This is a genomic window from Alcaligenes sp. WGS1538 (assembly GCF_043187505.1).
GTDB lineage: Bacteria > Pseudomonadota > Gammaproteobacteria > Burkholderiales > Burkholderiaceae_B > Alcaligenes.
In genome coordinates this window covers 2408997-2428652 of record NZ_CP171109.1, presented here as the reverse complement: position 1 = coordinate 2428652, position 19656 = coordinate 2408997, and the positions used below count along the sequence as shown (strand labels likewise).

At 64.4% G+C, this 19656-nt stretch carries 16 protein-coding genes; 11 read left to right on the top strand and 5 right to left on the bottom strand.

The window, feature by feature from the left end:
- Positions 1–339 precede the first annotated feature (339 nt).
- From ACF3ND_RS11280 to ACF3ND_RS11240, 9 genes are all read left to right on the top strand, one after another.
- Positions 340–1308, top strand: a complete 969-nt coding sequence (locus ACF3ND_RS11280) for a hypothetical protein (RefSeq protein WP_394060465.1) — start codon at positions 340–342, stop codon at positions 1306–1308.
- Position 1309: 1 nt separating this feature from the next.
- Entirely contained in the window at positions 1310–1498 is a 189-nt protein-coding gene (ccoS, locus tag ACF3ND_RS11275) for a cbb3-type cytochrome oxidase assembly protein CcoS (RefSeq protein WP_394060463.1), read from the top strand.
- A 176-nt stretch (positions 1499–1674) separates the two neighbouring features.
- Positions 1675–3159 (top strand): cytochrome-c oxidase, cbb3-type subunit I, encoded by a 1485-nt coding sequence (gene ccoN, locus ACF3ND_RS11270; RefSeq protein ID WP_394060461.1) that lies wholly within the window; start codon positions 1675–1677, stop codon positions 3157–3159.
- Between the two features lie 10 nt (positions 3160–3169).
- Positions 3170–3829 (top strand): cytochrome-c oxidase, cbb3-type subunit II, encoded by a 660-nt coding sequence (gene ccoO, locus ACF3ND_RS11265; protein WP_394060460.1) that lies wholly within the window; start codon positions 3170–3172, stop codon positions 3827–3829.
- Complete coding sequence (locus ACF3ND_RS11260; RefSeq protein WP_394060458.1) at positions 3830–4003, top strand: cbb3-type cytochrome oxidase subunit 3; 174 nt, start codon at positions 3830–3832, stop codon at positions 4001–4003.
- Positions 3996–4910 carry a cytochrome-c oxidase, cbb3-type subunit III gene (gene ccoP, locus ACF3ND_RS11255; protein WP_394060456.1) on the top strand — a complete coding sequence of 305 codons (915 nt, stop codon included), beginning with the start codon at positions 3996–3998 and terminating at the stop codon, positions 4908–4910. Before ACF3ND_RS11260 ends, ccoP begins: the two co-directional genes overlap by 8 nt.
- A gap of 38 nt (positions 4911–4948) precedes the next feature.
- On the top strand, positions 4949–6448 hold the full coding sequence (gene ccoG, locus ACF3ND_RS11250) for a cytochrome c oxidase accessory protein CcoG (protein ID WP_394060454.1): 1500 nt from the start codon (positions 4949–4951) through the stop codon (positions 6446–6448).
- A 20-nt stretch (positions 6449–6468) separates the two neighbouring features.
- Positions 6469–6675: a FixH family protein gene (locus ACF3ND_RS11245; RefSeq protein ID WP_394060452.1), complete on the top strand. Its 207-nt coding sequence runs from the start codon at positions 6469–6471 to the stop codon at positions 6673–6675.
- 61 nt (positions 6676–6736) lie between these two features.
- On the top strand, positions 6737–6991 hold the full coding sequence (locus ACF3ND_RS11240) for a hypothetical protein (protein WP_394060451.1): 255 nt from the start codon (positions 6737–6739) through the stop codon (positions 6989–6991).
- Positions 6992–7097: 106 nt separating this feature from the next.
- Here the strand turns inward: ACF3ND_RS11240 and ACF3ND_RS11235 are convergent, their stop codons facing one another.
- Positions 7098–7826, bottom strand: coding sequence for a helix-turn-helix domain-containing protein (locus ACF3ND_RS11235; RefSeq protein WP_394060450.1), 729 nt, complete (start codon positions 7824–7826; stop codon positions 7098–7100).
- Between the two features lie 323 nt (positions 7827–8149).
- Here ACF3ND_RS11235 and clpB point away from each other — a divergent pair, with 323 nt between their 5' ends.
- Positions 8150–10741, top strand: a complete 2592-nt coding sequence (clpB, locus tag ACF3ND_RS11230) for an ATP-dependent chaperone ClpB (RefSeq protein ID WP_394060448.1) — start codon at positions 8150–8152, stop codon at positions 10739–10741.
- Between the two features lie 175 nt (positions 10742–10916).
- Here the strand turns inward: clpB and ACF3ND_RS11225 are convergent, their stop codons facing one another.
- Positions 10917–11612, bottom strand: a complete 696-nt coding sequence (locus ACF3ND_RS11225; protein WP_394060446.1) for an epoxyqueuosine reductase QueH — start codon at positions 11610–11612, stop codon at positions 10917–10919.
- A gap of 190 nt (positions 11613–11802) precedes the next feature.
- Positions 11803–14550, bottom strand: coding sequence for a bifunctional [glutamate--ammonia ligase]-adenylyl-L-tyrosine phosphorylase/[glutamate--ammonia-ligase] adenylyltransferase (gene glnE / locus ACF3ND_RS11220; protein WP_394060444.1), 2748 nt, complete (start codon positions 14548–14550; stop codon positions 11803–11805).
- 97 nt (positions 14551–14647) lie between these two features.
- Between glnE and ACF3ND_RS11215 the strand changes: the two genes are divergently transcribed.
- On the top strand, positions 14648–18256 hold the full coding sequence (locus tag ACF3ND_RS11215) for a YhdP family protein (protein WP_394060442.1): 3609 nt from the start codon (positions 14648–14650) through the stop codon (positions 18254–18256).
- A gap of 133 nt (positions 18257–18389) precedes the next feature.
- On the opposite strand, the gene ACF3ND_RS11210 is transcribed toward ACF3ND_RS11215, so the two are convergent.
- Together ACF3ND_RS11210 and ACF3ND_RS11205 are read right to left on the bottom strand one after the other, a co-directional pair.
- Entirely contained in the window at positions 18390–19070 is a 681-nt protein-coding gene (locus ACF3ND_RS11210; RefSeq protein ID WP_394060440.1) for a GntR family transcriptional regulator, read from the bottom strand.
- Positions 19063–19572, bottom strand: coding sequence for a V4R domain-containing protein (locus ACF3ND_RS11205; RefSeq protein WP_394060438.1), 510 nt, complete (start codon positions 19570–19572; stop codon positions 19063–19065). The genes ACF3ND_RS11210 and ACF3ND_RS11205 overlap by 8 nt, the downstream gene beginning before the upstream one ends.
- Between the last annotated feature and the right edge of the window lie 84 nt (positions 19573–19656).

Sequence of the window (19656 nt, the reverse complement as noted above, 5' to 3'; positions counted from 1 at the left end):
GTTCCAGACGGTCTTGCCTGGATGAGTCTCTTGATTGCCACTAATTATTTGTATGGCCGGCTTTTTGGTTCTTGTTCATGAAATCGCGGCAAGCGAAAAAACAATCAAGCCGTGCGGGACGATGGCTGCCGCCCTTGAAGGGCGGTATTTTTTTGGTCCGGCCGGCCGAAGGAAAAAAAAGAGGCTGCCAGCGGCAGCCCTAAAGCATTGAACAGTTGATGCCGTGTTGGGGGGATAACGGCCTGAACAAGATGCGTAGGGACAACGATATAGGAAGCAAGCAAAGTCGTATTGATTTAGATCAAGAGTAAAGAAATATCAGTGGTTTATAGTCCTTCCATGCGCGCATATTCCATTTTTTCCCTGCCCAAGCCCCTCACGGACGAACAGCGTTCGCGCAGGCGTCACACCCTGGCCCGGCTGGGCCTGGCCTGGCTGGCCGCCATGCAGGTCATGATGTTCGCCTTTCCCGGCTACATGCGCTCGTTCAGTTCCTCGCCGGACAATATCGAGTCCCTCTCCCAGGCCATCGTGCTCATGAACTGGGCCAGCCTCAGCCTTACCATGCCGGTCATGCTGTACTGCGCCTGGCCCATCATCAAAGGCGCCGTCGCCAGCCTGTCCGAAGGCCGCGTCGGCATGGACGTGCCGGTGGCCCTGGGCATCATCGGCGCCTTCCTGCCCAGCGTGGTCGGCACCTGGACCCATCAGGGCGAAGTCTATTACGACTCGGTCACCATGTTCGTGGCCTTCCTGCTTACCGCCCGCTATCTGGAACTGTGCGCGCGCCAGTCGGTGGCGCAGGGCGGCTCGCACGAGGTCATCGAGCAGTTCCGCCGCTCCGTCAGCGGCCATGCCGACACCCTGGCGTTCTGGTTCGTCACCATCCAGTTGCTGCTGGCCGCCGTGCTGGGCCTGGTCTGGTACTGGCTCGACCCTTCGCACGCCGTGCCCGTGGTGGTTTCGCTGCTGGTCATGAGCTGTCCCTGCGCCATGTCCATGTCCGTGCCCACGGCGGTGGCCTCGGCCCATGCCGGCCTGTCGGCCCGTCCGGCCGCCAGCGAATTCGAAGTCGTGCAGCTCACCCAGCAGACGGGCCGCATCGCCCGCCAGAACCTGTACGGCTCCATCGCCTGGCACCTGCTCATGACGCCCCTGGCCGCCGTGGGCATCGTCGCTCCCTGGCTGGCGGCCATCAGCATGCTGGTTTCCTCGCTGGCGGTCGCCGCCAACTCCTGGCGCATCTATCGCAGCCGGGTGCGCGAAGTCCCCGCGGGCTGGACCGGTCCGGCGGCAGGGCAGGCCTGACATGTTCGGCTCCCTGCTGGTCCTCATACCCATTTCCGTCATGCTGGTCATCCTGATCGGCGTGGCTTTCTGGTGGGCGATCTTCGCCGGCCAGTTCGAAGACGCCCACACCGCGGCCGATTCCATTCTCCAGGATGACGACACGACCGCCCGCCCTCCTCGGCGGGGGCGTCCTCCCGATACCCGCTGATTATTCTTTTTCAAGCCCCTGGGACTGTTGGCGACAGGCAGTCCAGGGGGCTGGAACGCGCGCGTTTGCGCGGCTTTCCAAGGCTTCTTGATGCACATCAAGGAGCCGTTTATCGACTTGCAGGATGATGCTGGTAGTTGTCGCTTGTATTAACAATGTTTGTTTAGGGGAAGCAAATGGGCACTTCCGATACGGTCGGAAACAACGCCGAAGTCTTCAATTACGGAGTGGTGCGGCAATTCACCATCATGACCGTATTTTGGGGCGTCATAGGCATGGCAATGGGCCTTTTCATTGCCTTGCAGCTGATCTGGCCAGAACTCAATTTCAACACTCCATGGCTCAGCTACGGGCGCCTGCGTCCGCTGCACACCAACGCCGTGATCTTCGCGTTCGGCGGCACCGGCCTGTTCGCCACGTCCTACTACGTGGTGCAGCGCACCTGTCAGGCCCGCCTGTTCAGCGACAAGCTCGCCGCCTTCACCTTCTGGGGCTGGCAGGCCGTCCTGGTGGCCGCCGTCATCACCTTGCCCATGGGCTACACCAGCAGCAAGGAATACGCGGAACTGGAATGGCCCATCGACATCCTGATCACCCTGGTCTGGGTGGCTTATGCCATCGTGTTCTTCGGCACCATCGTCAAGCGCCGCGTGCGCCACATCTACGTGGCCAACTGGTTCTTCGGCTCCTACATCCTGACGATCGCCGTCCTGCACATCTTCAACAACCTGGAACTGCCCGTCAGCTTCATGAAGTCCTACTCGGCCTATGCCGGCGTGCAGGACGCCATGGTGCAGTGGTGGTACGGCCATAACGCCGTGGGCTTCTTCCTGACGACCTCCTTCCTGGGCATGATGTACTACTTCATTCCCAAGCAGGCCAACCGTCCCATCTATTCCTATCGCCTGTCCATCGTCCACTTCTGGGCGCTGGCCTTCACCTACATGTGGGCGGGTCCTCACCACCTGCTGTACACCTCGCTGCCCGACTGGACCCAGTCCCTGGGCATGACTTTCTCGCTGATCCTGCTGGCTCCATCCTGGGGCGGCATGATCAACGGCATCATGACCCTGTCCGGCGCCTGGCACAAGCTGCGCACCGACCCCATCCTGAAGTTCATGGTCGTCGCCCTGTCCTTCTACGGCATGTCCACCTTCGAAGGCTCCATGATGGCCATCCGCACGGTGAACGCGCTGTCGCACTACACCGACTGGACCATCGGCCACGTGCACTCCGGCGCCCTGGGCTGGGTGGCCATGATCACCTTCGGTTCGCTGTACTACCTGATTCCTCGTCTGTACGGTCGCACCGCCATGGCCAAGCCCCGCCTGATCGAACTGCACTTCTGGCTGGCCACCCTGGGCGTGGTGCTGTACATCGCCGCCATGTGGATCGCCGGCGTGATGCAGGGCATGATGTGGCGCGCCACCGGCGCCGACGGCACCCTGACCTACAGCTTCGTGGAAGTCGTGAAGGCCACTTATCCCTTCTACGCCATCCGCGCTCTGGGCGGCCTGCTGTTCGTGACCGGCATCCTGATCATGGCATGGAACACCTTCCTGACCATCAAGGGCCAGCCACGCGTCAACCCCGTCGTGCCTCTCAAGAATCCAGACGCCCGCGATCCAGCCCTGGTGGGCGCAACCACCGTGCTGGCGTAAGGAGTAAACCATGGCTAACGAAACCAACAAGCGCTTTTCTCACGCAACCATTGAGAAAAACATCGGGCTGATGATCATCCTCAGCATCCTGGTCATCTCCTTTGCCGGCCTGGTGCAGATCGTGCCGCTGTTCTTCCAGCACTCGACCACCCAGCCTACCGAAGGCACGGTGCCCTACGAGCCGCTGAACCTGATCGGCCGAGACATCTACATCCGCGAAGGCTGCGTCGGCTGTCACTCGCAGCAGATCCGCATGCTGCAGTCCGAGGTGCAGCGCTATGGCCCTTACTCGCTGGCCGGCGAATCCGTGTACGACTATCCCTTCCTGTGGGGCTCCAAGCGTACCGGCCCCGACCTGGCCCGCGTCGGCCAGCGCTACAGCGACGAATGGCATCGCATCCACCTGCGCAATCCGCGCGACGTCGTCAAGGAGTCCAACATGCCTGCCTATCCATGGCTGCAGCACAACTCCGTCGAAGGCGAGAACGTGCAGGACCGCATGAAGGTGCTGCGCAAGCTGGGCGTGCCCTACACCGACGAACAGATTGCCAAGGCGCCCGAGCAGCTCAAAGGCAAGACCGAGGAAGACGCCCTGGTGGCGTACCTGCAGGGTCTGGGCGTGAAGAGCCGCGCCGCCGCCGCCAAGGCCGTGGAACAAGGAGCCCATTAAATGGCCATGGTCAACGCCGTAGTAACGTTTCTGGCGATGCTGACCTTCCTGGGCATTTGCTGGTGGGCGTTCTCCCGGGGACGCCGCCAAGCCAACCAGGAAGCCGCGCTTCTGCCTTTTGCCTTGCCCGACGAGGGACGCAACGATGAAAACCTTGGGGGTTTGAATGAGTGACTTTTTCAACAATGGCTGGAGCATCTGGATTTCCGCCATCGCCCTGGGCGGCATCGTCTTCTGCCTGTGGCTGCTGTTTACGCAACGTTCGTTCCTGGGCAAGAATGTCCAGGTCGAGGAGACCGGCCACGTCTGGGACGGTGACCTGACCGAGCTGAACAATCCCGTGCCGCGCTGGTGGACCGTCATGTACATCGGCCTGTGCATCTTCGCCCTGGGTTACCTGGTGCTGTATCCCGGCCTGGGCGCTTACAAGGGCGAGCTGGGATTCACCTCCGGCAAGCAGGTCAAGCAGCAGCAGGAAGAGATCAACGCCCGCCTGGAGCCCGTGTACGCCCGCTACCGCGAGATGCCCATCGAGGATATCGCCCGCGACCACGAGGCCCGTGAGATCGGCCAGCGCCTGTTCCTGAACAACTGCGCCCAGTGCCACGGCTCGGACGCCAAGGGCGCGCCCAGCTTTCCCAACCTGGCCAACAAGGCCTGGCTGTGGGGCGGCGAGCCTGAGCAGATCCTGCACACCATCACCGAAGGCCGCACCGGCATGATGCCGCCGCAGTCGCAGCTGACGCCCGCCCAGGCTTCGGATGTGGCCCAGTACGTGCGTTCGCTCTCGGGCCTGGCCGCGGATCCGCTGCGCATCGTTCCCGGCAAGCGCGTGTTCGACAGCACCTGCTTCGCCTGTCACGGCGCCGACGGCAAGGGCAATGTGCTGCTGGGCGCGCCCGACCTGACCGACGACTACTGGCTGTATGGCAGCTCCGAGGCCACCATCGTCCAGACCGTCCTGCAAGGCCGCAGCAACCAGATGCCGGCTCAGAAAGGCACCCTGACGCCCGAGCAGATCCGTCTGCTGGCCGGCTGGGTCTGGGGCCTGTCCAATGCGGAACCTGCTCAAGCCAAGTAATTTGTTTTTGAATCGATCTGACGTCTTCAGGACCTACAATGAGTAGTGAAGCTCCCCAAGCCCGCGCCGACAGTGCGCAGGAAAACGTCCCCAAGTGGCAGCCGCCACGCAACGGCAAAGGAGCGGGAGGCACCTCGCCGCAGGTCGAGAAGGCGCTGGTCGATGTACGCAAGAAGATCTATCCCCGCTCCGTCACGGGCGTGTTCGCCCGCTGGCGGGTCTGGATGGTGTATCTCACGCAGATCATCTTCTATGGTCTGCCCTGGATCGAATGGCATGGCCGCCAGGCCGTGCTGTTCGACCTGCTGGAACGCAAGTTCTACATCTTCGGCATGATCCTCTGGCCGCAGGACGTCATCTACCTGACCGTCCTGCTGCTGATCTCCGCCTTTTCCCTGTTCCTGTTCACGGCCATGGCCGGGCGGCTGTTCTGCGGCTACGCCTGTCCCCAGACCGTCTACACCGAAATCTTCATGTGGGTCGAGCGCAAGGTCGAAGGCGACCGGCTAGCCCGCATCCGCCTGGACGAACAGCCCTGGACGCCCAGGAAGCTGCGCATCAAGGCCACCAAGCATTTCCTCTGGATCGTCATCGCGCTCTGGACGGGCTATACCTTCATCGGCTATTTTGCCCCCATCCGCGAGCTGGGCGGCGAGCTCATCGCCCTGACGCTGGGTCCCTGGCAGTGGTTCTGGCTGCTGTTCTACGCCTTCGCCACCTGGGGCAACGCCGGCTTCATGCGCGAGGCCGTGTGCAAGTACATGTGTCCCTACGCTCGTTTCCAGAGCGTCATGGTGGACCGCGACACCTTCGTGGTCACCTACGACTTCGTGCGCGGTGAAAAACGCGGCGGGCGGTCCCGCAAGATCGACCACAAGGAAGCCGGCATGGGCGACTGCGTGGATTGCAGCCTGTGCGTGCAGGTCTGTCCGACCGGCATCGACATCCGCGACGGCCTGCAGTACATGTGCATAGGCTGCGGCGCCTGCGTGGACGCCTGCGACCAGGTCATGGACAAGATGGGCTATGAAAAGGGCCTGATCCGCTACACCTCGGAGCGCGCCATCAAGGATAGGCTGACGCAGTCGCAGGTGCGCCGGCGCATGCTGCGCCCGCGCGTCATCTCCTATATCCTGATCCTGGCCGTCATCTGCGGCGCCTTCGTCTACACCCTGGCCACGCGCACCCCGATGCGGGTCGACGTCATCCGCGACCGCGGCGCGCTGGGACGCGAGGTGCCGGGCGGCCTGATCGAAAATGTCTTCCGCCTGCAGGTCATCAACACGTCCGAAGAATCCATGGAGCTGCAGCTGTCCGTCAGCGGGCTGGAGGGAGCGCGCATCACCTTGACCGAGAACGGCAGCGACCGCATCCATGTGGACGCCGCCGCCAACAAGCTCCTGCCCGTCGTGGTGCAGGTGCCGGTCAACAGCGCCAAGCCGGGCCTGTATGATATTTCCATCCAGGCGGTGGGCGAGCACGAGAACGGTCAGAAGACCTATGTGAACGAACGCAGCAGTTTTTATATTCCTCAATGATTTTTCAGGGAGAGCAAGTCATGGATAAAAGTACCGACAGTCAACCGTGGTGGCGCGAACCCTGGCCCTGGCTGCTCATGGCCGGCCCGGCGCTGGCCATCGTGGGCTGCGCCATCACCATCGTCCTGGCCTTCCAGAATTTCAGCGATCAGGATGTGAACGACGGCGGGGTCAAGCAGGGCCTGGTCGTCAGCAAGCCTGCTCCCGCTCAGGACAAAAACCGATAGATAGCTTCCCCGGTTTACGATAGGGTAAAGAATCATGTGGCCTTTCAAGAAGGGGGTACGAATGAGCATTCGGTCTCTGATGTGGATACTGTGGCCTTCATTCCTGGCGGCGGGCGCGATCAGCGCCGTCGTCTTCGCCCTGGTGGATCCCTTGGATATCGTATTTCTTGGGCATTTGCAGGCCGATCGCCTGTCGGTCTATACCGCGTCCTTCTTCCTGTTCTGGCTGGCCGCCGCCGGCTCCAGCGCGCTGAGCCTGTTCATGTCTCCGGGCGGCAAGGCGGACTTGCCGGAACCGGCCGACAGCCTGGACTGAGGCGCTGCGCCCGAACCACAAAAAAAAGCACACGCATCGCTGCGTGTGCTTTTTTTGTGTACCGCGGCGCGCCGGGCGGAAACCGGGCCCTATTGCGGGCGCGCGTTCATTCGCATTCAGTGCCGGCCAGGCTCTGCAGGGCGGGCAGGTCCAGCAGGTGGACTTCGCGCTGCGATATCTTGAGCAGGCCTTCGCGCGCGAAACGCGAGAACAGGCGGCTGACGGTCTCCAGGGTCAGGCCCAGGAAATTGCCGATTTCTTCGCGGCTCATGCGCAGGATGAATTCGTAAGGGGAATAACCCAGCAGGGAAAGGCGCTGCGACAGGTTCAGCAGGAAGGCGGCCAGGCGCTGTTCGGAACGCAGGCCCGCCAGAGTCAGCATCAACTGGTGGGCGCGGTTGATCTCCTTGCTCATCAGGCGGCGGAACTGCTGCTGCAGGATGGGCAATTGAGCCGAGAGGCGATCCAGGTCGTCCAGGCGGATCACGCAGACTTCGCTGTCCTCCAGCGCGATGGCGTGCGAGACATGGCGGTTCTCGACCAGGCTGTCCATGCCCAGAATCTCGCCGGGCAGCAGAAAGCCCGTGATCTGGATGTGTCCGGTGGAGTCCTCCAGCTGCATCTTGATCGATCCCGAACGCAGGCCATAGATGCCTTCGACCGGATCGGCCAGGCGGAACAGGGCCCCGCCCTTGGGGATGCGAATACGCTCCTTGACCAGGTCGTCGAGCCTCTCCATTTCATGCTTGGGCATGCCCAGAGGAAGACACACCTCGTTCAGCATACAACTGGAGCAGCGTATGGAATCAGAGGTAACCGAGATACGTTTTTGCATAAAGATAGAGTCGGACTGCGAAACGCGGAATCCTTGAGTCAAATCAAGATCAATTGTAGCTTTTTATTGATGACTATTCTGTTGAATCCCCGAATATGTTCAGGCGCTGATTTCCGCGGGCCTGCCGTGAGCGGCATTCACGGCCCCGTTCAGCTGTCAGGCGCCTGATTTTCCCTTGTTGTATAAAAGCGATGGAAGGGCTTGAATTCGGTGCCTTCGTCCTTATCTGCATTCCATCCTGTTATTTGTTGCGAGACCCGGGCGGGCAGTGATCGGTAACTGTTGGCAGTGGGTTTCCGCATTTGTTCATAAGTGAATAATCCATGCGAATCGATAAACTGACAACGAAGTTTCAGCAGGCCCTGGCCGATGCGCAAAGCCTCGCTGTTCGCGAAGACAATCCCTACCTGGAACCGGCCCACGTGCTGGTGGCCCTGCTGGCCGACTCCGAGTCCGGCACCGGCAGCCTGCTGGCGCGCGCCGGCGTGGCCATACCGCGCCTGGACACCGAGCTGACCCGCCTGATCAACAACCTGCCCAAGGTGCACGGCGTGGAAGGCCAGCAGCAGCTCAGCTCCGCCCTGCAGGCGGCCTTGGCGCGCACGGAAAAGGAAGCCGCAAACCGCGGCGACACCTATATCGCCAGCGAACTCTTCCTGCTGGCGCTTGCCGACGACAAGGGCGAGACCGGCCGCGCACTGCGTGACAGCGGCTTGCAGCGCAAGGCGCTGGAGGCGGCCATCGACGCGGTGCGAGGCGGGGCCAATGTATCCGATCCCGAAGGCGAGAGCAATCGGGAAGCCCTGGACAAGTACACCACCGACCTGACCGAGCGCGCCCGCCAGGGCAAGCTGGATCCGGTCATCGGCCGTGACGACGAGATCCGCCGCACCATACAGATCCTGCAGCGCCGCACCAAGAACAATCCCGTACTGATAGGCGAGCCCGGCGTGGGCAAGACCGCCATCGTGGAAGGCCTGGCCCAGCGCATCGTCAACAATGAAGTGCCTGAAACCCTCAAGGGCAAGCGCCTGCTGGTACTGGACCTGGCCGCCTTGCTGGCCGGCGCCAAGTACCGGGGCGAGTTCGAGGAGCGCCTGAAGGCCGTGCTCAAGGAACTGTCCAAGGACGACGGCAAGACCATCGTCTTCATCGACGAGCTGCACACCATGGTGGGCGCGGGCAAGGCCGAAGGCGCCATGGACGCCGGCAACATGCTCAAGCCGGCTCTGTCGCGCGGCGAACTGCACTGCATAGGCGCCACCACCCTGAACGAGTACCGCCAGTACATCGAGAAGGACGCCGCGCTGGAGCGCCGCTTCCAGAAGGTGCTGGTCAACGAACCCGATGTGGAGTCCACCATCGCCATCCTGCGCGGCCTGCAGGAGCGCTATGAGCTGCACCACGGCGTGGCCATCACCGACCCGGCCATCGTGGCGGCGGCCGAGCTCTCGCAGCGCTACATCACCGACCGCTTCCTGCCGGACAAGGCCATCGACCTGATCGACGAGGCCGCGGCCCGCATCCGCATGGAGATCGACTCCAAGCCCGAGGTCATGGACAAGCTGGACCGACGCATCATCCAGTTGAAGATCGAGCGCGAAGCCGTGATCAAGGACACGGACGAAGCCTCGCAGCGTCGCCTGCAGGCCATCAATGACGAGATGGAAAAGCTGCAGCGCGAGTACAACGACTACGAGGAAATCTGGAAGGCCGAGAAAGCCTCGGTCCAGGGTTCGCAGGTGATCAAGGAAGAAATCGAGCAGGTGCGCGCCGAGATGGCCGAGCTGCAGCGCAAGGGCCAGTTCGACAAGCTGGCCGAGCTCCAGTACGGCAAGCTGCCCGAGCTGGAGGGGCGCCTGAAGGCGGCCGAGAAGGCCATGGACAGCGCCGACCAGGACAAGCCGCGGCTGCTGCGCACGCAGGTCGGCGCCGAAGAGATCGCCGAGGTGGTCTCGCGCGCCACCGGCATTCCGGTGGCCAAGATGATGCAGGGCGAGCGCGAGAAGCTGCTGCAGATGGAAGGCTACCTGCACAAGCGCGTGGTGGGCCAGGACGAGGCCGTGCGCCTGGTGTCCGACGCCATCCGCCGTTCGCGCGCCGGGCTGTCCGATCCGTCCCGCCCCTATGGCTCATTCCTGTTCCTGGGGCCCACCGGCGTGGGCAAGACCGAGCTGACCAAGGCGCTGGCCAACTTCCTGTTCGATTCGGAGGACCACATGGTCCGAATCGACATGAGCGAGTTCATGGAGAAGCATTCGGTGGCCCGCCTGATCGGCGCGCCTCCCGGCTATGTGGGCTATGAAGAGGGCGGCTACCTGACCGAGGCCGTGCGTCGCAAGCCGTACTCCGTCATTCTGCTGGACGAGGTGGAGAAGGCGCATCCGGACGTGTTCAACATCCTTTTGCAGGTGCTGGACGACGGCCGGCTGACCGACGGCCAGGGACGCACGGTGGACTTCCGCAATACGGTGATCATCATGACCTCCAACCTGGGTTCGCAGCACATCCAGCGTCTGGCCGGGGAATCCTACGATGTGGTCAAGGAAGTGGTGTGGGAAGAAGTGAAGCAGCATTTCCGCCCCGAGTTCCTGAACCGGATCGACGAGGTGGTGGTGTTCCACGGCCTGGAGTCCGAGCACATCGAGTCCATCGCCCGGATCCAGTTGCAGCGCCTGGACGAGCGCCTGGCGCAACGAGACATGCATCTGGATGTCAGCGACGCCGCGTTGGAGCAGTTGGCCAAGGCCGGCTTCGATCCGGTGTTCGGCGCCCGGCCCCTGAAGCGGGCCATCCAGCAGCACATCGAGAATCCGGTGGCGCGCCTGATTCTGGAAGGCCGCTTCGGTCCCAAGGATGTGGTGCCGGTGGACTGGAAGGACGGCCAGTTCGTGTTCGAGCGCACCATCCAGTAACACGCCTGCCGGGAAGGTGCGCCCTCCCGGCGGCCGCCGAAAAAAAAGCGCCTGGAAAAAACCAGGCGCTTTTTTGTCGTCCTTCGGTAGAGCGTCCGTTCGCCTCCGAGGGCTATGGAGCGCGTACGCGTGTCGCCAGCGGCTGGCGAGTCTCAGGCCGGGGGCGACGGGACGATCATGGCGTGCCGGCAGGCGCTGGCGGCGGATTGAGCTCCAGTTCGTCCTTGCCGTAGAACTTGACGCCGATCTGGATGCGTTCGCGGCCGTTGGCGCGGCGGTGGCGGTTGGTGTCGCGCAGCGAATAGACGCAGCCGCAGTATTCCTGCTGGTAGAAGTTCTCGCGCTTGCTGATCTCCAGCATGCGTTGCGAGCCGCCGCCCTTGCGCCAGTTGTAGGTCCAGTACTTCAGTTCGGGGTACCGGGCGGCGGCGCGTTCGCCGCAGTCATTGATCTGGTTCATGTCCTTCCAGCGCGAAATGCCCAGGACGCTGGAGATGATGTCGAAGCCGTGCTCGTGGGCATACAGCGCCGTGCGTTCGAAACGCATGTCGAAGCACACGGTGCAGCGTTCGCCCCGTTCGGGCGCATGTTCCAGGCCGCGCACCCGCTCGAACCAGTTGTCCACGTCGTAGTCGGCGTCGATGAATTCGATGCCGTGCTTTTGGGCGAAGCGGATGTTCTCCTGCTTGCGCAGCTCGTATTCGCGCACCGGATGGATGTTGGGGTTGTAGAAGAAGATGGTGTATTGGATGCCCGACGCGTGCAGCGCTTCCATGACTTCGCCCGAGCAGGGCGCGCAACAGGAGTGCAGCAGCAGCTTTTGCCGTTGGTCCGGCATGGTCAGGGGTTTGCGATCTACCGTGGTGGACATGAGCGTGAATCCGTGAAAAGGGCGCCCGCATTGGGACGCGCATGGAACTTATGAGCTTATTTTACCGCCGGGCCGCTCCAAGGTAAAAAGCGCCCCCTTGGGGGGCAGCAAGCCGAAGGCGCAGCGTGGGGGCACTCTTTTACCGCCGGGCCGTCGGAATGCCGCATCATCCAAGGTAAAAAGCGTAGACTCAGTACCCCAGCACCTGGTCCCAGAGCCGTGTGACGGCCTGGCGCTCGGCTACGAGCTCGGTGGGCGGCACGCGGGCCTTTTCGGCGCCTTCCAGCCGCAGCGCGTGCTGGCGGCGGCGCAGGCTGCGATAGGCGTCGGCCACTTCCTGCGCCAGCGTTGCGGGAATGAGCCCGGCCTGGGCGGCGATGCCCAGCAGCGCGATGTTGCCCAGATTCTCCAGCAGGCGCGGGTGGGCGCGGCTGTGGCACAGCACCAGGTACTGGGTGACGAACTCCACGTCCACCATGCCGCCGCGGTCGTGCTTCAGGTCGAAGAGATCGCTGCGGTTCGGGTGGCCGGCGCTGATCTTGTCGCGCATGTCCAGGATGTCGGCGCGCAGCTTGCGCGGGTCGCGTTCCATCAGCAGGATGGTGCGGCGGATCTGGTCGAAGCGCTCCTGTATGCCGGGGTCGCCGGTGACGAAGCGCGCCCGCGTGATGGCCTGGTGCTCCCAGGACCAGGCGCTGCGGGTCTGGTATTGCTCGAAGGCGTCCACGCTGACGGCCAGCAGGCCCGCGTCGCCGTCCGGGCGCAGGCGCAGGTCGATCTCGTATAGCCGGCCCGAGGACGTCATGGCGGACAGCCAGCTGGTCATGCGCCTTGCCAGCTTGATGTAGCGTTCCACGCTATCCTGGTCCGGGTCGTCGTAGAGAAACACCAGGTCCAGGTCGGAGGCGTAGCCGATTTCCTTGCCGCCCAGCTTGCCATAGGCGATCACGGCGAAGCGGGGCGGAGCGTCCTGCGATTCTTCCATCGTCCTGGGCCGGGTCAGGGGCCAGGTACGCCTTACGGTCTCGGCCAGCATCATGTCGGCCAGGGCGGAGAGCTGGTCCGCCAGGGCTTCCACGGTCAGGACGCCTTCCAGGTCCTGGGCCAGCAGCTGGAAGGTGATCTGGTGCTGCCAGTCGCGCATCAGATTCATCTGCTGTTCCACATCGGCGCGTCCGTCCGGCAGCAGGCAGGCGTCCAGGTCGCGCCGCATCTGGGCCGACAGCGTGCCGAAGTCGGGCATCTCCATCAGGGAGCGCCATTCGATCAGACTGTCCAGCAGCAGGGGGTACTGGGCAAGGTACTGGGCCGCCCAGGGGCTGGCGGCCACGATGCGGGCCACGCGGGCGAGCGTGTCGGGGTATTCGGCCAGCAGCGCCAGGTAGGCGCTGCGCTGGGCGATGAGCTCGATCAGCGTGAAGAGGCGGGCGGCCGTGCTTTCGGGATCTTCCGAGCGCCGCGCGCAGTCCTCGGCCAGCGGCAGCAGCCGCTGCACCCTGTCCAGGCTGACGTTGGGCAGACTGCGGATGCGGTGACTGTCCAGCAGGGCCTGGCGCCGCCGCGCGATGCGCTCCTCCAGATCCTGGTCTGGCGCCTGCGTCGGGGCGGCGGCCGGCTGCGGCGCGGGCTCGGCAGCCGATTCCTCGCCCATGCCCGCCAGGCGGAAGGCGTTGCGGAAGGTGTCGGCCACGAAGGCGCGGTGTTCGCCCAGCTGCCGGTCGAAATCGGCCAGGGACAAGCCGAGCGTACCGGCCAGGGCGGCGCGCTGTTCCTCGTCCTGGGGCAGCAGATGGGTCTGTTCGTCCTCCCGGTACTGGAGGCGATGCTCCACCTGGCGCAAAAAGGTATAGGCAGCCAGCAGCCGGTCGCAGAAGTCCTGCTCCAGCAGGCCCGCCGCGCACTGGCGCTGCAGGGCCAGGTGCAGGCTGGGTGTTTGCAGAGAGGGCTGACGGCCGCCGCGGATGAGCTGGTTCAACTGGACCACGAACTCTATTTCGCGGATGCCTCCGTCGCCCAGCTTGATGTTCTGCCAGGCTTCCACGCCGCTGCGGTTCAGGACACGGCGGTTCCAGTCCTGGCGGATGCGTTCGCGCAGGCCGCGCAGGGCCGACAGCGCGTCGAAGTCGAAGTACTTGCGATAGACGAAGGGCGTGCGCAGGGCTTCGAACTGGCGTATGTCGGCGCGGCACTGGCTGCCCTGGAAGGCGCGCGCCGTGATCGGCCTGGCCTTGATCCAGGCATAGCGCTCCCATTCGCGGCCCTGGTTGACCAGGTAGTTCTCCAGCGCCTGCATGCTCCAGGCCAGGGGGCCGACATCGCCGTCGGGACGCAGGCGCAGGTCGGTGCGAAAGACCTGCCCGTAGGCGTCGCTGTCGGAGAGCACGGGCATCATGCGCTGGGTCAGCTTGCCGTAGAACTCGTGGTGACTGATGGGCCGGCGCTCGTCGGTTTCGCCGTCCTCGTCGTAGAGCATGATCAGGTCGATGTCGGAGGAGACATTCAGCTCGCGGCCGCCCAGCTTGCCCATGCCCAGGATGATCATTTCCTGAGGCAGGCCGGTCTCGGGGTGACGGGGAATGCCGTGCACCGAGGCCAGCTGGGCCGCGACGGTTTCGTAGGCCTGCGCCACGGCCAGATCGGCCAGGGAGGACATGGCCCGCATGACCTCGTCCAGGCCCGCGCTGCCGTTGATGTCGCGCACCATGAGCAGCAGGAAGACCCGCTCGCGCAATTGCCGCAGGGCTTGCCGGACCTCGGCCAGGCGGTCGCCGCCGGGGGCGGGCAGCAAGTCCTGGTACCATTGGCGGATGAGCTCGGGCGTGACGGCCTGGCCGGCTTGCTGCTCCAGCCATTGCCCCAGTTGCGGATGGGAGTTTACTTTTCGACGCAAGGGGCCGGACCATTGCATTGCCGGCTTCAATATAATGGACGGGCTCATACGATAAGAGGCTGTTCGGAAATGGTGGGCAGGCGCGCCGGCCTGGCCCGGCGAAGCCGGAAATGGCCGAATCTAACTATACTCGGGAATTGACTGCATGGTGGTACGACGGGTCCTGCGACTGGCGCTGCTGCTCTACTTTGCGCTGATGCTGGGCCTGATCGGGGTTCGTTACCTGCTGGTCCCCCATCTCGATTACTTCCGCCCCTACATCACTCAGCAACTGAGCCAGCGCAGCGGCCTGCAGGTGAACATAGCCGAACTGCAGGGCGACTGGCAGGGCTGGAATCCCCGCCTGCTGCTCAGGGGCCTGTCGATTGCCGAAGCGGGACAGCCGCCGCTGCTGGAGCTGCCCAGGCTGGAAGCCAGCATCAGCTGGAAATCCTTGTTTCAGGCGTCGCTGCAACTGCGGCATCTGGATGTGCAGGGCCTGAATATTCCACTAAGGCGCGATGCCCGCGGCCACTTCTGGGTGATGGGCCAGTCCTTCCATCCCGACGACGACCCCGCGCCCGACGATCCGGATGCCTGGCAGGGGCCCGCGCGCTGGCTCCTGCAGCAGCGGGGCATACGCATCCAGGGCGCGTCCCTGGTCTGGGTCGACGAATGGCGCGGTGCGCCCGAGCTGCGCCTTCCCGATATCGAATTGCAGATGCGTTATGCGGACGGCTGGCACGAACTGGGTCTTCAGGCCCAGCTGCCGGCGGGTCTGGGCGAGTCCTTGCGGTTCGATGCGCGGGTGCAGGGCGAGCGCCGCCTGCCGGCCGGACTGGATCTGCGCAGCCTTCCCTGGGAAGCGGTCGTGCAGGGGCAGGGCGTGGACGTGGCGGGCTTGCGTCCCTGGGTGGACGTGCCGCAAGCCCTCTACCGCGGTTGGGCCGATCTGCGGGCCACGGCGCGGCAGGGCGGCGAAGCGGCGCCCATGCGCGTGCAGGCGTCGGCTTCGCTGCGCGACCTGGGCGTACAGACCGAGCAGGGCGAGCGTCTGCAGCTGCGGCAGGCCGCGGTGAAAGCGGGCGGTACGCTGGAGGACATCCGACGCGTGGCGCAGGGCGAGCCCAGCGGCCCGCTGGACTGGTCCGTGACCTTGGCGCAGATGAGCCTGCGGGTGCCGCAGGTCTTCGCCCGGAGCCTGGATCTGGCCCAATTCAGCGGCCGGGGACATATGCGGCGCGATGAACAGGGACGCCTGGCGCTGGAGGAAATGAATGTCGTCGTGCGCAATCGGGACCTGGAGGCGACGCTGGGCGGGCGCTGGCGGCAGGACAGCCGCTTCGAGGCCGGCGTGGCGGACTGGAGCGGCCGGCTGGACAGGCTGAACCTGGGGGCGCTGGTCCATTATCTGCCGCTGACCGTCAATCCGGACGCGCGCGACTGGATGGCGGCCGGTCTGGTGCAGGGCGAAGTCAGCCAGGGTTCGCTGATGCTGAGCGGCGGCCTGGATACCTTTCCCTATGGCCTGGCGCCCGAGGACGGGCGGTTCGAGATCAGCGGTCAACTGCACGACGCCATCATCGACTACCAGCCGGCTCGCCCCGACCGGCCGGCCTGGCCGCGGCTGGAGCAGGTCGAGGGCGCGATACGCATGCGAAACGACAACCTGGAGGTGGACGCCAGCCAGGCCCGCATGCGCATCCCGGAGCGGGACGACATCGTCATGCAGGACATCGCCACCCGCATCGAAAGTATGGAAAACCACGCTCTGCTGACGCTGGAAGGCCGCTCGCAGGCGCCTGCCGCCAGCTATCTGGGGCTGCTGCGGCATTCCCCGCTGGACCGCTTGCTGGACGGCGTGCTGTCCGAGAGTCAGGCGCAGGGAGACTGGATCGTGCCCCTGCGCTTGCAAATCCCCTTGAATGATGTGGACCAGGCCAGCGTGCAGGGCCGCATCCAGATGGAGCGCGGAACGTTCCAGTACATGCCCGATGCGCCGCCTGTGACGGCTTTGAAAGGCGAGCTGGCCTTCAGCGAGAAAGGCGTGAGCGCGCAAGCCCTGACCGGGCAGCTGCTGGGCGGCCCGGCGCGCATCAGGGGCGTGCTTGAACCCGGCAAGCCGGGCTTGCGGATCGAGGGGGAAATCACCTCCCAGGGGCTAGAGCACTACTTGAACTTGAAAGGCGCGCAGCGCCTGCAGGGTCGGACCGGCTACAGCCTGCTGCTGACCCTGGATCCCAAGGCAGCCTTCGGCATGACGCTGGAGTCCGACCTCCAGGGCCTGGCGCTGGATTTCCCGGAGCCCCTGGCCAAGCCGGCGGACCAGGCGGCGGCCCTGACGGCGCGCTGGAGCTCGGATCCGGCGGCCAAGTCCGACCTGCTGCAGCTCAGTCTGGCCGGGCGCCAGACGCTGCTGGTCGATATGCTGCGCCGCCAGGGCGTGGGCAGCGGTCCTTACTTCCAGGGCGTGGCCATGGGAACGCCCGGCCTGGTGGCCTCGCCGGAGCGCGGCACGCAGGTGCATGCGCAGTACGACAGGCTGGACATCGACGCCTGGGAGCGGGTGTTGCTGGAGTTCGAACAGACGCCGGACGGCAAGCCTGCGCCGCCGCGCGAGCGTCCCTTGTTTCCGGAACTGGAGCGGGTGCGCCTCAAGGCGGGTCAGGCTTTCTTCATCGGCATGCTGCTCGACGGGCTGGACCTGGACAGCACCCAGGATGCCGCCGGGCGCATGCGCCTGCGGCTCCAGGCCAGGCAGGTCGACGGGCTTCTGGAGGTCCAGCGCCAGCAGCGCAGCTACGTGGGCCTGATGACGGCGAAATTCTCCCGCCTGTATGTGGACAAGACTCGCGCCGACTGGGTGCAGCCCGAACCCGAGGGCCAGACGGTGGACGACAATCTGCAGTTGCCGGCGGTGTCGCTGCAGGTGGACGATTTGCGCATGTACGGCGTGGAACTGGGGCGGATGCAGGCCAGGGGGCGTCCCCAGGACGGGGGGCGCCAGTGGCTGCTGGACAGTTTTTCGCTGCAGTCCGAAGGCATGGTCATGAACGGCACGGGCAAGTGGGTCCTGCGCGGCGAGCAGCGGGGGCTGCAATTGACCGCCTTGAGCGATATCAGCAATCTGGGACGCTTCATGGACAACAGCGGGCTGCCCAAGGAAGTGCTGCGCGACGGCTCGGGCACGGTCCAGGGCGCGCTCTTCTGGCAGGACTTTCCCTGGTCGGTAGACAAGGCCAGGATCAGCGGCCAGGTCAATGTGGATCTGGCCAAGGGCCGCTTCCTGAGCGTGAATTCGCGTTCGGCCAAGCTGCTGGAGCTGCTCAGCCTGCAGTCCATCGCGCGCCTGAGCCGATTGGACGTCGACCTGTTCGGCGCGGCCCGTGAAGGTTTTCCTTTCGACAGCCTGACCGGGCGCATGACGCTGCGCGCAGGCAAGGTCGAGCTGGAAAATTACCGGGTCGTGGGGCCGGCGGGCACGATACGCCTGCAGGGGCAGGTGGACATCCAGGCGGAGACGCTGGACCTGACCGCCGTGGTGGCTCCCAATCTGGACGTCAGCGGCGCGGCCATAGCCGCCATATTCGCCGTCAACCCGGCTGTGGGCGTGGGAGCGTTCCTCACCCAATGGCTGATGCAGGCGCCCCTGAGCGAGAGCCTGTCGGTGACCTATGCCGTCAGCGGCAGCATCGACGATCCTCAGCTCAAGGAAGTGGCGGAGCCGCCCGTGCCTCGCCGCAAGCCTCGGACGCAGACCTTCATCGAACCGTGACCGCGGATCGCCGCGCACGCGCCGCCGTTCATGGCGGGGCCAGGCAAGGCCGGGGCGACGCGGCGCGCAACGCGCACCGGTATCGCGGCGGGCAAGCACCGGCTCCAAGACCGGTGTTCTTCATCAAGAGGATTCAGTCGGCCTGCCGTTCCAGCATTTCATCCAGCGTGGCGTAGTAGCACATGGAGGCATGGCGCAGATTGGAGCGCACCTGCTCGCGCGCCTGCTCGTCGTCCTTGTCCAGAAAGGCCTGCAGGATGCCGCGGGTGGCCTGCAGCGACAGCTCGCGGTAGTTCGATTCGCGCAGGGTGGCCAGGCGCACGGCCTCCACATGGTCGCTCAGGCGCATGATCATGGTGCTCAGGTGCGTATTGGGGCATAGCGTTATCCAGCTTTCCCGGAATGCGTCGTTGGCGATCATGTACTGCAGGGGATCCTGGGCGGCATGGGCTTTCTCGGCGGCCGCGGCCGCCTTGTTCATCAGCGCCAGGCCTTCCAGCCCGGCCTGCCGGCAGGCGGCCGCGGCCGCCTCGGGCTCCAGCAGCATGCGTATCTCGAAGATCTGGGCGATGTCGGCCGGCGTGAAGCGCCGCAGTACGAAACCGCGCGAGGTGCCTTCCAACAGGCCCTCGCTGGTCAGCTGCAACAGCGCTTCGCGCACCGGCATGCGCGAGACCTGGAGTTCGGCGGCGATTTCGTGATCCACCAGACGGTCGTCGTAGGCGATCTCGCCGCTGCGCATCCGGCTGCGCAGGTGACGGTACACCTGCTGGCGTATGTTCAGTTTCGGGGCGGCGGGCTTGCTTTTATTCATTGGCTCTGGGCGTGACGGTGAACAGGCAGTCGGCGTGCGAGCCCTGTGCGCAGCAGTGGCGCTCCTGCACTCGGACCTCTTGATCGTAGATCAGCGCGCCGACGGCCGTAAGCATACCAACGATAGGGCGGCACAGGGGCTCATCATGAGCGCCGAACCCCTTGGCGAAGGGGCTGTTGCGCACCTGGACGCGCAGGCTTGCGTCGGGCAGGTGTTCGATGCGCCAGGCGCCCCAGCCCAGTTGGGCGGAGATGTCGACGATGCTGGCCAGCAAAGCCTGCGGCCGGCGGCCGCAGGCTTCCCAGTAGGCCCGGGCCGACTGTCCGCCCTGTTCCATCACGGCTTCGCCCAGGGCGCGCAGGGCCTGGCCGCGCGCGGGTTCTTCCAGCCGGCGGAACAATCCCATCAGTACATCGGCGCGCAGCATGAGGTAGCGCCGGTCGGCGTCCAGGATCTGGCCGTGCTCCGCATCCCACATCAACCTGTCTTTGAATTCAGTCATTTTTAAGAAAAGTATATTGTTTTGTTTAAAGATAATATATTGATTTTTAAGAGTATAAATTATAGGGAAAACCATTATCCATTT

Excerpts from the sequence above, each read along its gene's own strand:
- ACF3ND_RS11260 (WP_394060458.1), top strand. The coding sequence starts at position 3,830 with ATGGCCATGGTCAACGCCGTAGTAACGTTTCTGGCGATGCTGACCTTC.
- ACF3ND_RS11235 (WP_394060450.1), bottom strand. The coding sequence starts at position 7,826 with ATGCAAAAACGTATCTCGGTTACCTCTGATTCCATACGCTGCTCCAGT.
- glnE (WP_394060444.1), bottom strand. The coding sequence starts at position 14,550 with ATGAGCCCGTCCATTATATTGAAGCCGGCAATGCAATGGTCCGGCCCC.
- ACF3ND_RS11245 (WP_394060452.1), top strand. The coding sequence starts at position 6,469 with ATGGATAAAAGTACCGACAGTCAACCGTGGTGGCGCGAACCCTGGCCC.
- ccoS (WP_394060463.1), top strand. The coding sequence starts at position 1,310 with ATGTTCGGCTCCCTGCTGGTCCTCATACCCATTTCCGTCATGCTGGTC.
- ACF3ND_RS11280 (WP_394060465.1), top strand. The coding sequence starts at position 340 with ATGCGCGCATATTCCATTTTTTCCCTGCCCAAGCCCCTCACGGACGAA.
- ccoO (WP_394060460.1), top strand. The coding sequence starts at position 3,170 with ATGGCTAACGAAACCAACAAGCGCTTTTCTCACGCAACCATTGAGAAA.
- ccoG (WP_394060454.1), top strand. The coding sequence starts at position 4,949 with ATGAGTAGTGAAGCTCCCCAAGCCCGCGCCGACAGTGCGCAGGAAAAC.
- ccoN (WP_394060461.1), top strand. The coding sequence starts at position 1,675 with ATGGGCACTTCCGATACGGTCGGAAACAACGCCGAAGTCTTCAATTAC.
- ACF3ND_RS11205 (WP_394060438.1), bottom strand. The coding sequence starts at position 19,572 with ATGACTGAATTCAAAGACAGGTTGATGTGGGATGCGGAGCACGGCCAG.
- ACF3ND_RS11210 (WP_394060440.1), bottom strand. The coding sequence starts at position 19,070 with ATGAATAAAAGCAAGCCCGCCGCCCCGAAACTGAACATACGCCAGCAG.
- ccoP (WP_394060456.1), top strand. The coding sequence starts at position 3,996 with ATGAGTGACTTTTTCAACAATGGCTGGAGCATCTGGATTTCCGCCATC.
- ACF3ND_RS11215 (WP_394060442.1), top strand. The coding sequence starts at position 14,648 with ATGGTGGTACGACGGGTCCTGCGACTGGCGCTGCTGCTCTACTTTGCG.
- ACF3ND_RS11240 (WP_394060451.1), top strand. The coding sequence starts at position 6,737 with ATGAGCATTCGGTCTCTGATGTGGATACTGTGGCCTTCATTCCTGGCG.
- clpB (WP_394060448.1), top strand. The coding sequence starts at position 8,150 with ATGCGAATCGATAAACTGACAACGAAGTTTCAGCAGGCCCTGGCCGAT.
- ACF3ND_RS11225 (WP_394060446.1), bottom strand. The coding sequence starts at position 11,612 with ATGTCCACCACGGTAGATCGCAAACCCCTGACCATGCCGGACCAACGG.